The 13928-nt window shown below is 68.9% G+C and carries 13 protein-coding genes and 1 tRNA gene; 4 read left to right on the top strand and 10 right to left on the bottom strand.

Annotated elements, in window-relative coordinates:
* The first annotated feature begins 1 nt into the window (after nucleotide 1).
* Nucleotides 2–75, top strand: a tRNA-Lys gene (locus DFR72_RS37790).
* Between the two features lie 143 nt (nucleotides 76–218).
* Here the strand turns inward: DFR72_RS37790 and DFR72_RS37795 are convergent.
* The 4 genes from DFR72_RS37795 to DFR72_RS37810 form a co-directional block, all read right to left on the bottom strand.
* Complete coding sequence (locus DFR72_RS37795) at nucleotides 219–2105, bottom strand: DUF1996 domain-containing protein (protein ID WP_211335664.1); 1887 nt, start codon at nucleotides 2103–2105, stop codon at nucleotides 219–221.
* Nucleotides 2106–2193: 88 nt separating this feature from the next.
* Nucleotides 2194–3210 (bottom strand): alpha/beta hydrolase family protein, encoded by a 1017-nt coding sequence (locus DFR72_RS37800; protein ID WP_090071449.1) that lies wholly within the window; start codon nucleotides 3208–3210, stop codon nucleotides 2194–2196.
* Nucleotides 3207–3560: a hypothetical protein gene (locus DFR72_RS37805; RefSeq protein ID WP_090071451.1), complete on the bottom strand. Its 354-nt coding sequence runs from the start codon at nucleotides 3558–3560 to the stop codon at nucleotides 3207–3209. Before DFR72_RS37805 ends, DFR72_RS37800 begins: the two co-directional genes overlap by 4 nt.
* A gap of 1 nt (nucleotide 3561) precedes the next feature.
* Entirely contained in the window at nucleotides 3562–4044 is a 483-nt protein-coding gene (locus DFR72_RS37810) for a TetR/AcrR family transcriptional regulator (RefSeq protein ID WP_090071453.1), read from the bottom strand.
* Between the two features lie 200 nt (nucleotides 4045–4244).
* On the opposite strand from DFR72_RS37810, the gene DFR72_RS37815 reads away from it, so the two are divergent.
* On the top strand, nucleotides 4245–5423 hold the full coding sequence (locus DFR72_RS37815; protein WP_090071455.1) for an AI-2E family transporter: 1179 nt from the start codon (nucleotides 4245–4247) through the stop codon (nucleotides 5421–5423).
* Complete coding sequence (locus DFR72_RS37820; RefSeq protein WP_090071457.1) at nucleotides 5420–6460, top strand: fatty acid desaturase family protein; 1041 nt, start codon at nucleotides 5420–5422, stop codon at nucleotides 6458–6460. The genes DFR72_RS37815 and DFR72_RS37820 overlap by 4 nt, the downstream gene beginning before the upstream one ends.
* 225 nt (nucleotides 6461–6685) lie before the next feature.
* On the opposite strand, the gene DFR72_RS37825 is transcribed toward DFR72_RS37820, so the two are convergent.
* Together DFR72_RS37825 and DFR72_RS37830 are read right to left on the bottom strand one after the other, a co-directional pair.
* Nucleotides 6686–7291 carry an ANTAR domain-containing protein gene (locus tag DFR72_RS37825; protein WP_245983804.1) on the bottom strand — a complete coding sequence of 202 codons (606 nt, stop codon included), beginning with the start codon at nucleotides 7289–7291 and terminating at the stop codon, nucleotides 6686–6688.
* 183 nt (nucleotides 7292–7474) lie between these two features.
* Nucleotides 7475–8302, bottom strand: coding sequence for a GAF and ANTAR domain-containing protein (locus DFR72_RS37830; protein WP_090071523.1), 828 nt, complete (start codon nucleotides 8300–8302; stop codon nucleotides 7475–7477).
* A 249-nt stretch (nucleotides 8303–8551) separates the two neighbouring features.
* Here DFR72_RS37830 and DFR72_RS37835 point away from each other — a divergent pair, with 249 nt between their 5' ends.
* Entirely contained in the window at nucleotides 8552–8905 is a 354-nt protein-coding gene (locus DFR72_RS37835) for an STAS domain-containing protein (protein WP_211335665.1), read from the top strand.
* Between the two features lie 25 nt (nucleotides 8906–8930).
* On the opposite strand, the gene DFR72_RS37840 is transcribed toward DFR72_RS37835, so the two are convergent.
* From DFR72_RS37840 to DFR72_RS37855, 4 genes are all read right to left on the bottom strand, one after another.
* Nucleotides 8931–9164: a hypothetical protein gene (locus DFR72_RS37840; RefSeq protein WP_030481141.1), complete on the bottom strand. Its 234-nt coding sequence runs from the start codon at nucleotides 9162–9164 to the stop codon at nucleotides 8931–8933.
* A 126-nt stretch (nucleotides 9165–9290) separates the two neighbouring features.
* Entirely contained in the window at nucleotides 9291–10850 is a 1560-nt protein-coding gene (locus tag DFR72_RS37845) for a serine-rich family protein (protein ID WP_090071461.1), read from the bottom strand.
* Nucleotides 10851–10909: 59 nt separating this feature from the next.
* Nucleotides 10910–11704: a hypothetical protein gene (locus tag DFR72_RS37850; protein ID WP_143086938.1), complete on the bottom strand. Its 795-nt coding sequence runs from the start codon at nucleotides 11702–11704 to the stop codon at nucleotides 10910–10912.
* A 491-nt stretch (nucleotides 11705–12195) separates the two neighbouring features.
* A complete protein-coding gene (locus tag DFR72_RS37855; protein WP_245983805.1) occupies nucleotides 12196–13656 on the bottom strand; it encodes a molybdopterin-dependent oxidoreductase in 1461 nt (486 codons plus the stop codon).
* Nucleotides 13657–13928 lie beyond the last annotated feature (272 nt).

Below are 13928 nucleotides of genomic sequence, written 5' to 3' on the forward strand. Positions count from 1 at the left end.
AGCGCCGCTAGCTCAGTTGGTTAGAGCAGCTGACTCTTAATCAGCGGGTCCGGGGTTCGAGTCCCTGGCGGCGTACTCCAGAGAAGCAGGTCGAGATTCGTCTCGGCCTGCTTCTCTGTTTTTGCGTGCTCTTCCGAACTCTCCGTTTCACCAAAGAGGGAGCCCTCCCAGGACCGAGGTCCGGGAAGGGCTCCATCAAGAGGTGAGTCAGGCGGCGGTCAGGAGCACTTGCGCCCGTCGTTCACGCACTTCACGATCTTCGCCATCGTCTGGTCGGAGTTGACGTTGGCGAAGTCGTTGTGGTCGGAGAACGGGTTGTGGTTCTCCTCCGGGAACGCGTCGAGCTGGTACTGGCCCTTCTGCTGGACGTCGCGGGCGATGTTGTAGGAGATGCTGATCCGCAGCTGCGGAATGGCCTTGAAGCCCTGCGGGCACGCGCCGGTCTGCTTGTCGGCGAACCGGACGTGGTCGCGGTGGTTGGCGCTGTCCGCGTTCTTGCCGTCCCAGCAGCCCGCGAAGTCGTGCACGCGCATGACCTTGCTGCCGTTCGGGCAGATCACGTACTTGTCGGACAGCCGGTCCTCGAACCCGCTGCACGTCCACGTGGCGCGGGCGTTGGCGGCGCCGCGGCTGGTCGGCTTGGCGTCACCGACGACCATCTTCAGGAACTTCGGCATGGCCGTGACCTTGCTGGCCGCGTTGCCGCGGTACTCGATCTTCACCTGGGCCGGCCGCACGATCTTGCCGTTGTTGCCGACGAGCTCCAGGTTCTTGCCGGTGGGAGCGGCCAGGGGCGGTGCCGGGGCGACGGTCGTGGTGGTGGCACCACCGTTGTTGCCCCCGTTGTTGTTGCCCCCGTTGTTGTTGCCCCCGTTGTTGTTGCCCCCGTTGTTGTTCCCGCCGTTGTTGTTCTCGTTGCCGTTGTTCTCCTCGCCGCCCTCTTCGCCCTCGTTGAGACCGCACTTCGCGAGGCGGTCGAGCCCCTGCGGCTTCTCGGCGTTGCGGCCGATCGCGATCGCGATGCGGTCGAGGGTCGCGACCCGCTTGTCCTTCAACGGACCGAGGATCGCGTTGTCGATGAAGTTCGCGCCGCCCTGGCCCTTGGTCTTCACCAGGCGCTGGTTGGCCTCGGCGATCTGCTTGTCCAGCTGGTCGAGGTTGCTGTCCACCTCGTCCAGGGCCTGGTCCGGCACACCCGGCAGCGCCTCGCGCACCGACGGGCACTTGATCGTCGGCGTGGCGGCGTCCTGCTCGGCGCCGTTCTGCTCGGCCTGCTGGAGAACGCCGTCCGCGGCGAACTTGCGCGGCTTCGGCTGGGTGCCGTGATTGTGACCGCCGCCGCCGCCGTGGCCCCACCGCAGGTCGCAGTCGGCGAGCGACGTCAGGTTCGGCTTGCGCGCGGACCGGCTCAGGGCGTTCGCGATGCGTTCGAGGGTGGCGACCCGCTTGCTGCGCAGCGGGCCGAGAACCGTGTTGTTGACGAAGTTCGGGTCGCCGGGGTTCTGGGCGCGCGCCACCCGGTCGTTGGCTTCCTTGAGCTGCTGCGCGAGCTGCCGGAGGTTCTGGACGACCTCGTCGCGCACCCGCTGCGGGATGGCGGGCAGGCGCTGGGCGACACCCGGACACGCGACCTCGCCCGGGCCGTTGTCCTTGATCTTGTCGGGGTTGGAGCCGACGTCCTGCGGGTTGGCCTTGGGGTTGATGCGCACGACAGGCCAGAAGTAGGACGAGCGGTCACCGTTGCGGCAGGTCGTCTCAGAGTCGACCAGGCTCTCGTCGGTCGACTCCGCGCTGATCGACAGGTTGCCCACGAAGTCGTGGACGTGCTGGGCACCGTGCTTCAGACCCGGCTGGGCGACCGGGTTGTCGGCACTGAACTTGCCCTCCTCGTTCGTGCCGCAGTCGACCGTGAACACGCCACCGGCGCCGTTCTTGCCGACCTTCGGCTCGACGACGTTCTTGTTCACCTTCTCGATGGGCGCGAACGCGGCGAGCGGTGCGGGCTCACCGTCCTTGGCGGCCAACGCCACAGTTGCGGTACCCGCTGCGACCACGGCCACCGCCGACAACGAAGCGATCAGGCGAAACTTCCGTCTGTCCGTCACGCGGTGCGTCATACGTACTCCTCGTTCAAGCGGCGCATGAACGGGAGTACGTACGGAGAGGTTCATCGGCTCAACCGAATTGTTACCGTCACCACCGCAGGGCGCTGAGCTCCCCGGTCAGAACGGGCGAGAACGTCCCGTCGGCGGTGGTCATGGCGTGGCCCACACCGGGCAGCACCACGCGGTGACCCACGACGGACGCGAGCTGGTCGGTCGTGTGGCAGGGCACCTGGGGGTCCAGCTCGCCGCAGGTCAGGAGCACGGGCATCCTCGGCAGCCTGCGGGCGACGTCGGGCGGGAAGACCGCGTCGTCCGTCGTCACGAACCGGCGGTTCGGTCCCGCCAGCGACCCGAAGAGCGCGGCGAGCGGTGCCGGCATGGCCGTCGTGTCGACGGCGCGGCCACCTCGCAGGTCCGCGACGGCCGCGTCGACCGCCCGGTCGATGCCCCCCGCTTCCTGCTCGGTCAGCCCTCCGGCCTCGACGAGCTGCCTGATCTGGTCGTGCAGTTGCAGGGCGAGCACGTCCAGCAGCCGCAGCGCCTGGGGCTGGAGCATGATCAGGGCAGCGGCACGCTCGTGGCGAGGTGCCTGCGCGGCGAGGACCAGTGCCGTCATGCCTCCTTCGCTGTGACCGGCCAGGGCCACCCTGTGCCGGGCCACCTCCGCGCGGCGTTGCAGGAAGTCGCGGGCTGCCGCGGCCTGGCGCACGAAGGCCGGGTAGTCGATGTCCTGGGGGCGCCCGGCCCAGGCTCCCAGTCCCGTGCGGCCAGTTCCGTACTTGTCGAACCGGAGGGTCACCACCCGAGCGCGGTCCAGTGCGCCGGCGAGGTCGCGGAGGGTGTTCGGCACGAGCGACGGCGGCTGGTTGCCGTCGCGGTCGGTGGGGCCGCTGCCCGGCAGCAGCAGGGCGGCGGGCAGGCGTTCACCGCGCCGCCGCGCCGGCACGTGGAGCGTCCCGTAGGTGGTCGTGCCCTCGACCACGAACGACACCTGCTCGTCGCGTGCGGGCAACCAGGCCGTGAAGTCGTGGCCGCCGGCCGCGGCGGGAGTGATGCCGGCGGCGAAGGCCGCCGCCACGAGTGCCGCGGCGACCTTGACGATCATCGGCTCGTCGCCTGTTCGACCATGGCCACCACCGCGCGGGGGTCGTCGACCTCGACGACCAGACGGGTGTAGTGCTCGTCCGCCAGTTCCACGACCACCGCCTTCTGCGCGTCGCGGACCGCCCAGAAGACCTTTTCGCCGTCCTGGTGGAACGTGCCGGCCGTGATCACGCCGGGCAGGTGCGTGCCCGGTGCCCGAATCCCCTTCGGCTCCCCCAGGATTCCCGGATCGAGCGTGGCACCGCGAACGTGTGCGAGCGGGATGGTCAGCTTGCTCTTCAACGACCACAACTTGTCCAGGCCGTTCATCTCCACCACCAGGTCCTGGCCCTGCACGCTGATCGTCGCCATGTCAGATCTCCTTACCGGGCACCGTTTCCGGCGCCTCACGAATGGTGGGGACTTCGGACGCGGCCTCCCCGTGACGCACGGCGTCCGGCCGGCCGCGCAGCCATCGGCCCAGCAGCACCTCGGTGGCGCGCGGGTCGCCCGTCGCCTCGTCGAGCTCGGCGAAGACCGCCGACACCAGGCCGGCGACCTCGGGGTCGTCGGGCGCGCGATCGACCGCGGCCACCAGCAGGAAGTCCCACGCCGGCACGTGTTCCGGCTGCGCGGCACGGGCCAGGTGCGGGCGAACGTCCTGCTCGACGTGACGGCGCAACGCCGCCAGGTACAGGCCGCGCTTGCTGCCGAACACGCCGTAGAGGCTGTTGCGGTGCACTCCGAGTCGAGTGACCAGGTCGTCGATGGAGACACCGTCGTAGGCACGGCGGGCGAACAGCTCCGCCGCCGACTCCACGGCCTCGTCCACGTCGAAAGACCTTCGTCGTCCCATGTGAAGACCGTAGCGCTTTCAGGAACGATCAGTCAAGAACGAGCGTTCCTGAAAACGGAGAGGCTGTTTCCACAGCTCATCCGGGTTTGTGGACCGGGTGGCGGGGAACCCCCTGGCAGGCGCGCCAGAGCGCACCGCCGCTCCACCGATGACCCCAGCCCCCGGCGTCGGAGACCGACTCCGGAGGTACAGCCGTCGTGATGACCGACCGCGGGGACACTTCTCCCACGCGGGACCCGATCCCCTCCGCCCTGCGCGTCAGTGCGGCACTGGGCTGGCGCTTCCTAGTCGTGGTGGCTTCGCTCTACGTCGTCGGCGTCATCTTCGGCAGGCTGGCGTCCCTCGTCGTGCCGCTCGCGATCGCGTTGCTGCTGGCGGCGTTGCTCGCACCGGCCGTCGGTTTCCTTATGGCGAAACGGTTTCCCCGCGGACTCGCGACTTTTGTGGTGCTCGTCGGCGGACTGGCGGTGCTCGGCGGGTTGCTCACGTTCGTCGTGGTGACCTTCGTCAACGGCGTGCCGGACCTCGCGGCGCAGCTGGCCCGCAGCATCGACGCGGTGTCCGGCTGGCTCGTCAACGGACCGTTGCAGCTCAGCGAGAGCCAGCTGCGCGAGTTCGCGGACCGGATCGTGAAAACCCTGCAGGACAACCAGACCGGCATCACGACAAGCGCTCTCACCACGGCCGCGACGGTCGGCGAGACCCTCGTCGAGATGCTGCTGGTGCTGTTCGCGCTCGCGTTCTTCCTCTACGACGGCCCGCGGATCTGGCAGTTCCTCATCCGCGTCGTCCCCGGCGGACCCCGCAGGCGGGTGGACGTCGCGGGCAGGCGCAGTCTCGCCGCTCTGGTCAGCTACGTCCGCGCGACCGGCGCGGTCGCCGTGGTGGACGCGCTCGGCATCGGCATCGGACTGGCCGTGCTGAAGGTGCCGCTGGCGGTTCCGTTGGCAGCGCTGGTGTTCATCAGCGCGTTCGTCCCGATCTTCGGTGCCGTGGTGGCGGGCGGTGTGGCCGTTCTCATCGCACTCGTCGCGAACGGCCCGGTGACCGCCGCGATCGCGCTGATCATCGTCGTAGCCGTGAACCAGCTGGAAAGCCATGTCCTGCAACCGTTCCTGCTGGGACGCGCGGTCAAGCTGCACCCTCTCGCGGTGGTGCTGGCCATCGCGTCCGGACTGCTCGTCGCCGGCATCGCGGGCGCCCTGCTCGCGGTACCACTGCTGGCGGTGCTCAACTCCGCGATCCGCTCGCTGCTGAGCGAGGCGGACGAACAAGTGGCACCCGCCGACGTGCACACCAGCGAACCTGAGGAGTCCGGGCCGGACGAACCCGGCCTGGACACCGAAGCCGACGAACCGAGAACCGGAGCAGGTAGATGACCTCGACCCAAGACGTACTACCCACCACAGCCGAACGTCCTCGGGGCAGCGACTTCGCCCGTCTGACCAAGGAGCTCAAGACAGCCGGACTGCTGGACCGCCGCCGCGGCTACTACGCGCTGCGCATGGCGATCAACGGCGTGCTGCTCGGCGCGATCGCCGTGACGTTCGTCCTGCTGGGCGACTCCTGGTGGCAGATGCTCCTCGCGGTGGCCCTGGCCGTGGCGTCGACGCAGCTCGCGTTCATCGGGCACGACGCGGGACATCGGCAGATCTTCCGCAGTCACCGCAACAACGACGTGGTCGGGCACCTGCACGGCAGTCTCACCGGCATCAGCTACCAGTGGTGGGTGGCCAAGCACAACCGCCACCACGCCAACCCCAACCACGAGGGCCAGGACCCGGACATCGAGATCCACGCCCTCGCCTTCAGCCGTGCGCAGGCGCACGGCAAACGCGGTGTGTACGGCTGGATCACCAAGCACCAGGCGTTCCTCTTCTTCCCGCTGCTGCTCGCCGAGGCCGCCGTGCTGCGGATCTCCGGCCTGGTCGCCCTGTTCCGCAAGGAACTGCGCAACCCGTGGCGTGAGGCCGCGCTCCAGATCGTGCCGCTGGCCGCCTACCTGGTGGCGGTGTTCCTGGTGCTCTCACCGCTGAAAGCCGTCGTGTTCATCGCCGTGCACCAGGGTCTGATGGGCGTCTACCTGGGTTGTTCGTTCGCGCCGAACCACAAGGGAATGCCGATCATCGCCGAGGGCCAGCGCCTCGACCACCTCCACAAGCAGGTGCTGACCTCCCGCAACGTCACCGGCGGCCGCTGGGTCGACGCCCTGCTCGGCGGGTTGAACCACCAGATCGAGCACCACCTCTACCCGCACATGCCAAGGCCGAACCTGCGCCGCGCACAGCCCGTCGTCGAGAACTTCTGCGCGCGCCAGGGCATCCCGTACAGCAAGACCACCATGGTCCGCTCCTACGCCCAGGTGCTGCGCCACCTGCACGACGCGGGCGCACCTCTGCGCGGCACGGGGCGGTGACCGGCTCAGCGGCCTCGCAACGCGGCCGCGTCGAGGTCGCCACCGGTGATGTCGTGGACCGGTGCCTGATTCCTCGTGGCACAGCAGAAGACGAGGCGGCGGGCTTCGGTTGTTGAGCGTTTCCAGGTTCGGACCGCTCGTCGGATGCCGGCACGACGCTCAGCCCACCCCGCGGATCGGCCATCAGCACCGGCTCGGTGTCCGTTTCGGACAGATCACGCGCGGTCAGTCGGTCAGCCGGTCGAGAGGAAGACGCCGGGCCAGCACGTCACCGGCCACGTCCACGACCGACCTGCCCGTGGCGAAAGCGTGTGCCCGCAACCGCAGGAACGCGTGCTCCAGGCTGATCCGCAGCAGCACGGCCAGCATTCCGGTCGCCATGTTGACGTCCTGGTACGACGTCTCCAGCCAGATCCGTTCCTCGTTCGCCATCTGCTCGTTCTGCAGGAGCAGCTTGTGCGAGATCAGGTCGGCGAGCAGTGCCGCCTCGAAGACGAACTCCGCGGCCGGCACACCGGGCCGCCGGCGGTACAGCCCGAGCGTGCCGAGCAGCATCGCGCCGATCTGCAGCGGGAAGAAGAACGCGGCCGCGAGACCGGCGCCCCGTGCGGTCCCGGCGAACAGCGGCCACCGCACCTCCTCGAAGCTGAGGTCGGGGACCAGCACCGGGCCGTGCGCCGCGACCGACGCGAAGCCCGGTCCCTCGCCCACGGTGTACTGCGCTTCCTCGATGCCCGCCGCCCACTGATCACTGGCACCGACCAGTTCCTGAGCGCGGAGGTCGCTGTAGAAGACCAGCGCGGCGCCGTCGACGTCCGGCAGCGCGCGCACGCACACGGCGCTAAGGGCATGCCCTAAATCCGCGCGCCCTGAAGTCGTCCTGCACTCGAGCACCTGCTCTAGGAGCCGGTCCCGGCGTTGCCCGTCCAACAGCCTTCCTCTGGCCGACGGTCATGCGTCGAGCCCCAGCCTACGAACCCCGTCCCCTTCGCGCACCTCATCACGTCAGCGGGATCAGGGCAGATCCAGCTCGCCGTGACGGCCGGCGACGGTCTCGGCGAGCTCGACGAGCTTGACGTTGAGGTGCTGCGAGGAGCGGCGCAGCAGGTCGAACGCGTCGTCGGCGGTCAGGCCGCGGCGCGCCATGAGAATTCCCTTGGCCTGACCGATGACGTCGCGCGAGTCGATCGCGCGGCGCAGCTGTTCGGCCTGCAGGGTGGCGATGTCGACGGCTTCGGTGTGGGCGAGCGCCAGGGAAGCGTGTGTGGCCAGCAGCAACGCGACCGCGTGGTCCGTCTCGCCGAGACCGTGGCTCCGGCGGGAGTAGACGTTCAGCGCGCCGGACAGCCGGGGCGACGCGATACCGGGCAGCAGCGCCGTGGACAACACCGCGCCCATGCCCCGTGCGGCGGCCGCCGGGCCGAACCGGGGCCAGGACGACGTGGCGGCCAGGTCGGGCGCCTCCGCGACGGCGGGGCCTTCCGGATCCGCGACGTCGAGGCAGGGGCCTTCCCGCAGCTCGTACTGCAGCTGGTCGAGCTCGATCGCGATCCGGTCGGTCTCCACCGGCGTGTGGAACTTGCCGTCCCGTGACCGCAGGGTGACGCTGACCATGTCCGCGCCCGGCACGACCCGCACCGCGGCCTGGACGATCTGCTGCAGCACCTCCCCCGCAGTGGTGGCGTCGAGCAGCGAGTAGGTCAGGGTCGCGAACTGCTGGGCCAGCGGCCCGAGTGGCGCCCCGTGGTCGCGCGTGGGCGTCTGGCCGGACGCGATCGCCTTCTCGGCATCGGTCGTGAACCTGGACCGGTCGACGTTCCAGTCCTCGGCACTGGGCGGCATCTGCGGCACCTCGGATCGTCTCCTTCCCGTCCGGCGGACACCGATGACGGCAGCGGGGTTGACCGGGTGCTGCTTTTTGAACCCCCGGCCCACCGTAGGCGATCCCCGCACCGGCCGCTGGGGCGCAACCTGTGACTTCGCGTTGTGGACCGTGCTGTCAGGGCTTACCGTGGGGGGAGGTTCCGCAGTCCGCCGTCGAGTTCAGCCAGCAGCTCGGTGAACGTCCCACCACCACAGAGTGGAGTCACCGTGCTGGAGGAAGAACTTGGAACGCCCATTTGCTCGGTGCGCGGCTCACGGCAGGACGGCGTTCCGATCGTCGCCGTCGCGGGTGAGGTCGACATCGTCACCGCACCGCTCCTGCGCGCGGAACTGACGACCCAGCTGTCGCAGTCGCCCGTCGTGCTCGTCGTCGACCTGCGTGAGGTGACCTTCTTCGACTCCTCCGGCATCGGCGCCCTGCTGGACGCTCACCGGTGCGCGGAGGACCTGCGCGTGGTGGCCGACCGGGCGGCAGTGCTCAGAACTTTCCAGTTCTCCGGCATGGACACCGTGTTCCGCGTCCACCCGACGCTCGGAGAAGCACTGGCTCGGTCGGCCTGACAGTCCACATCGGACTAACTGCTCGCTACTTGCCGAGTCGCTGTGCGAGCAGTTCCTTGCCCTGCTCGGCGCCCTTGCGGCTTTCGCCCTGTGCGCGGCGGAAGAACTCCGCCAGGTCCGAGTCGCCCGCGCTCTCCGCGTCCTGGACGTAGGTCTCCAGCCGCAGGGCGTTGCTCAGGCAGGCTTCCACGAACCAGATGATGTTGTAGTCCTTGTCCTTCGTACCCGTCACCGTCTGGGCGTCGGCGTTGATCGACACGGTTCCTCCTCGTCCGGTATCGCGTTCTCCTCTTTTCGGCTACCCCGCCGGCAGAGGAAGACACATCGCCGGACAGCGAAGAGCGGGACCGGCAGATGCCGGCCCCGCCCTGTGATCACCTGGTGGTCACGCCTTCACGGAGTGCTTCCCGTGGGTCCAGGACTGGGCGTCGCCGCCGTCGCCTGCGGGACCGGAGTGGCCACCGACCGTGGTGCTGTGGTTGGACGCGTCGCCGGTCGGACCGGTGGCGCCGGTGTCACCGGAGTCGCCCGAGGTGACCTCGGTCCAGGACTTGGTGCCGTGGTTCTTCCAGTCGTGCTTCCAGCCGTTGTGGTGCTTCCAGCCGTGGCAGTCGTCGCCGCGGTGGCCGGACCACTTCTGGTGCTTGTTCTCGGTCTTCACCACTGCCGTGTTGCCGCCGGTGTCGCCCGAGTTCCCGGAGTTGCCCGAGTCACCGGTCGTGGCGTTGTTCGAGCTGGTGGCGTTGCCACCGTTGCCCGAGTTACCGCCGTTGCCCGCGGTGGCCTCAGTGGAGCCGGAGTTGCCGTGCTTGCTCCACTTGCCGTGGTTCCAGGACTTGCCCTGCTCGGTCATTGCCCAGGCGTGGCCGCCGTCACCGGCCGGGCCGGAGTTGCCGCCCTTGGTGACGCTGTGGTTTCCCGCGTCACCGGTCACGCCGGTGGCACCCGTGTCGCCGGAGTCGCCCGACGTCACGTTGGTCCAGGACTTGGTGCTGTTCCAGGACCAGCCGTGGCCGCGCTCGGAACCGGTGGTGCGGACGACGGCCTTGTTGCCGCCGGTGTCGCCCGAGTTCCCGGAGTTGCCCGAGTCACCGGTCGTGGCGTTGTTCGAGCTGGTGGCGTTGCCACCGTTGCCCGAGTTCCCGCCGTTGCCCGCGGTGGCCTCGGTCGAACCGGACTTGCCGTGGTTGTTCCACTTGTCGTGGTGGCCCCACTTCTGGTCCTTGTTCATGACCGCCGCGTCGCCGCCGTCACCGGCGGGGCCGGAGTTCCCGCCCACGGTGTTGCTGTGGTTGGAAGCGTTGCCGGTCGCACCCGTGGCACCGGTGTCACCGGAGTCGCCCGAGCTGACGTTCGTGTGGCACTTCGCCAGCAAGCAGACGCCGTAGGCGCTGTTGCCGCCGGTGTCACCCGAGTCGCCCGAGTCACCGGAGTCGCCCGACCGCGCGGTGTTCGAGCTCGTGGCGTTGCCGCCGTTGCCCGAGTTGCCACCGTTGCCCGCGGTCGCACCGGCGTTCTGCGCACGACCGGCCGCGGTGGCATCGCCGCCGTTGCCGGCAGGACCGGAGTTCCCGCCCACGGTGTTGCTGTGGTTGGAAGCGTCTCCGGTCGCACCCGTGGCACCGGTGTCACCCGAGTCCCCCGAGCTGACGTTCGTGTGGCACTCGGCCAGCACGCACACGCCGTAGGCGGTGTTGCCGCCGGTGGCGCCGGAGTTCCCGGAGTTGCCCGAGTTACCGGTCGTGGCGTTGTTCGAGCTGGTGGCGTTGCCGCCGTTGCCCGAATTCCCGCCGTTGCCGGCGTTCACGACCGAGTTCACGACGTCACCGACGCCGCCGAGGAGACCGTTGCCTCCGGTGTCAGCGCTTGCCATCGCCGTTCCGAACAGGAGGAATCCTCCCGAGAACGCTGCGGCCAGCAAGCCGCGTCGCACAGAGTTGCGCATTGTCGAACCTTCCCGTCAATCAAGCTTGGTGATCTGGTCGGCTTGGTTGGCAGGACTGGTCAACTGGGATGGTTGCGGCCGTAGTAATAACACCACGACCCGTGGACCTGGTGGTCCCGGTTCACGACGAGCGACTCGCCGTGCGGCCGAATTCCCGATCCCGCCGGGAGGTCCGACACGGCCTGGCTCGCCGATCCGTTCGACGACGCCGATCCTGTCGTGCCGGGCAGGGCGAACGGCACGTCAGGCGACTGCCTCTGGGGTGCCTCGACGGGTGGTGCCACGTCAGGTGCGTACACCTGTTGCTGCCGTGGGGTGACTGCCGCAGCGACCCAGCCGGGCAGCGCCGCGGCGTGGGTCTCCGGCACGACGGCCGGTGCCCGTGGTACTTCCGGCATGGACTGCTCAGCGGCCGGCGGTGGAACTGCAGCCCGGTCAGACGGCTGCGCCACCAGCGGTTTCACGATCTGTGGCACCAACGGCACGTCCTGCACCGTGCGCGCCACAGGGGCGAGCACCGGCGCCGCCGCGGGTTGGAGTGGCTCCAACACCGGACCCAAGGTCCGCACGACGGTGTCCACGGTCGGTGCCAGCGGAGCCAGCACCGGTTCGGTCACCGGCGCGACGGACTTGAGCACCGGCCGCACCACCGGGTCGGTCACCGCGGTGACGTCGTGCGTGACCGGCGCGAGCGCGTCGGTCACGGGGGCGACGAGAGTGGCGACCCCGCCCAGCAGGCCGGGCTGGTCACCCTCGTTGGCACTCGCCACTCCGGCGGACAGGAGACCGAATCCGATCAGGAACCCGGCCACACCGAGCGTCCGCCGCAGAGTTGTGGAGCATGTCGACTTCATGTAATCACCCCCTTTCGACGAATCAGCACCTGTACATCCGGGTATTCGACACCCCACGGACACCGGTTCACTCGAAAGTGGAAGCAATTTAGTTGTCGCAGCTCAAAGACATGAATTAATTCGAAACATCAATTCACGACTACTTTATGACACAAGATCGCGGACTACATGTCAACGCACAGTGATCACCATTGCGGGAACGCCCCTGTGCGTCCGGTTGGAACTGCGGACGCACAGGGGCGTGCGTGGCGCCGTCCCGAGCCGGCTGAACCGCATCTGGCGGATCCGCGCCTCCTACATCCGTGCGACGCGGGGGTTCCGGATCGGCTGCACCGCCCGATCCACCTGATGGAGTGACTACCCGGGCAGACGAAAAAAACTCCGGAAACCGCACGCACAGCGCGGTTCCCGGAGTCCGGTACTGCCTTCCTGGAGATGTCAGGCGGTCAGCAGCACCGAGTCGATGAGGCGGACGGTGGCGTCGGCGGTCTTCACGCCACCGAGGTGAAGACCATGGAGTGCCAGCCGGTCGCGCCGTCCGGGATCGGGGCGGCGCGCTCGTTGGTCTGGGTGTAGCCCTTGCGGTCGGTGGCACGGCATTCCACGGTGTGGTTGCCTTCCTTCAGGTCCAGCTCCACGCGCCACATCCGCCACGTGTCGACGTTGACCTCACGGCTCAGCGTCGCCTCCTGCCAGAGCCCTCCGTCGACCCGGACCTCGACGCGGTCGATGCCGGTGTGCTGGGCCCAGGCGATGCCCGCCGCGACGAACCTGCCCGCCGGCACCCTCTCGAAGGACTTCGGCCGGTCCACCCTCGACATCACCTTGACCGGGGCCTTCTTACCCCAGCCGCGCTGCGCCCAGTACGGGTCGAACGCGTCGAAGGTGGTGAGTTCGGCGTCCACCAGCCACTTCGTCGCCGAGACGTAGCCGTAGAGGCCCGGCACGACCATGCGGACGGGGAAGCCGCGCTCGATCGGCAACGGCTCGCCGTTCATCCCCAGCGCCAGCATCGCGTTCGAGCCCGGCGCCATGATCGAGTCGACCGGGGTGCCGCACGTCCAGCCGTCCACGCTGCGCGTCGCGAGCTGGTCGGCACCGGGACGGACACCCGCGTCCCGCAGCAGGTCGGGCAGGGAGACGCCGATGAAGTTCGACGTGGAGATGTACGGGCCGCCGACCTCGTTGGACACGCACACCAGCGTGATCGTCTTCTCCACCAGCGGACGCCGCAGCAGGTCGTCGTAGGTGAGCACCATTTCGTTGTCCACCATGCCGTGCACCCGCATGCGCCAGTCCTCGGCGCGCAGACGGGGCACGGTGAGCGCGGTGTCGACGCGGTAGAACTTCGAGTTCGGCGTGATGAACTCCGGTGTGCCTTCACGGACGAAGTCGGCGTCGAACGGGATCTCCGGCGCGGTCTCCCTGGGCTGCAACCTGATCGCACGCCGGGAGCCCTCGACGTCCACCCGGCCCGCGAGCAGCTGACCGCCGAGCGCGGAGACCCCTGCACCCACCGCGATCGCCGCGGTCGACAGCAGGAACCTGCGCCGCTCCGGCACGACCGCGAGCGCCGCCTGGGACCACAGCCAGCGGAAAGCGGCGACACCGGCCACGAGGCTCGCCAGCGGGGCGAGCACCGACCAGCCGGACGTCGTCGGCCTGGCCAGCACCGCGGCGATGCCGAGGAGGCCGAGCAGCGCGGCGACGGCGGTGCCGGGCCACGGACTGCGGCGCGACAGCAGCCCCGCCACCACACCCAGCCCCGCGAGCACGACCGCCATGCCGCCGAGCAGCACCAGCTTGTCGTTCTCGCCGAACGTGCGGATCGCGAAGTCCTTGACCGGATGAGGGGTCAGGTCGATCGCGGTGTTGCCGACCGCGAGGAACGGCGAGGCCAGCGGACTCACCAGTCCCGCGACGAGATGCCCTGCCGCCAACGCCACGGCCACCGACACAAGGCCGATGAGGACGGATCGTGTTGCCTTCACACCTGTTGTTCGGAGCTGGCAGCCGAGTGGATTGGCTCACACGCAATGGTTTGTCGAAGTCCACAGTGGACGCGCACAGAACTGGGCACCCACGCCGGAGACGTGGGTGCCCAGTTGTCCTGCGGGGGATGTCAGGCAGGCATCAGGACCGAGTCGATGAGGTAGACGGTGGCGTTGGCGGTCTTCACGCCACCACAGATGACGTTGGCGTCGTTGGCCTTGATCGCGTTGCC

The organism is Lentzea flaviverrucosa, assembly GCF_003350445.1.
GTDB classification, from domain to species: Bacteria; Actinomycetota; Actinomycetes; order Mycobacteriales; family Pseudonocardiaceae; genus Lentzea; species Lentzea californiensis.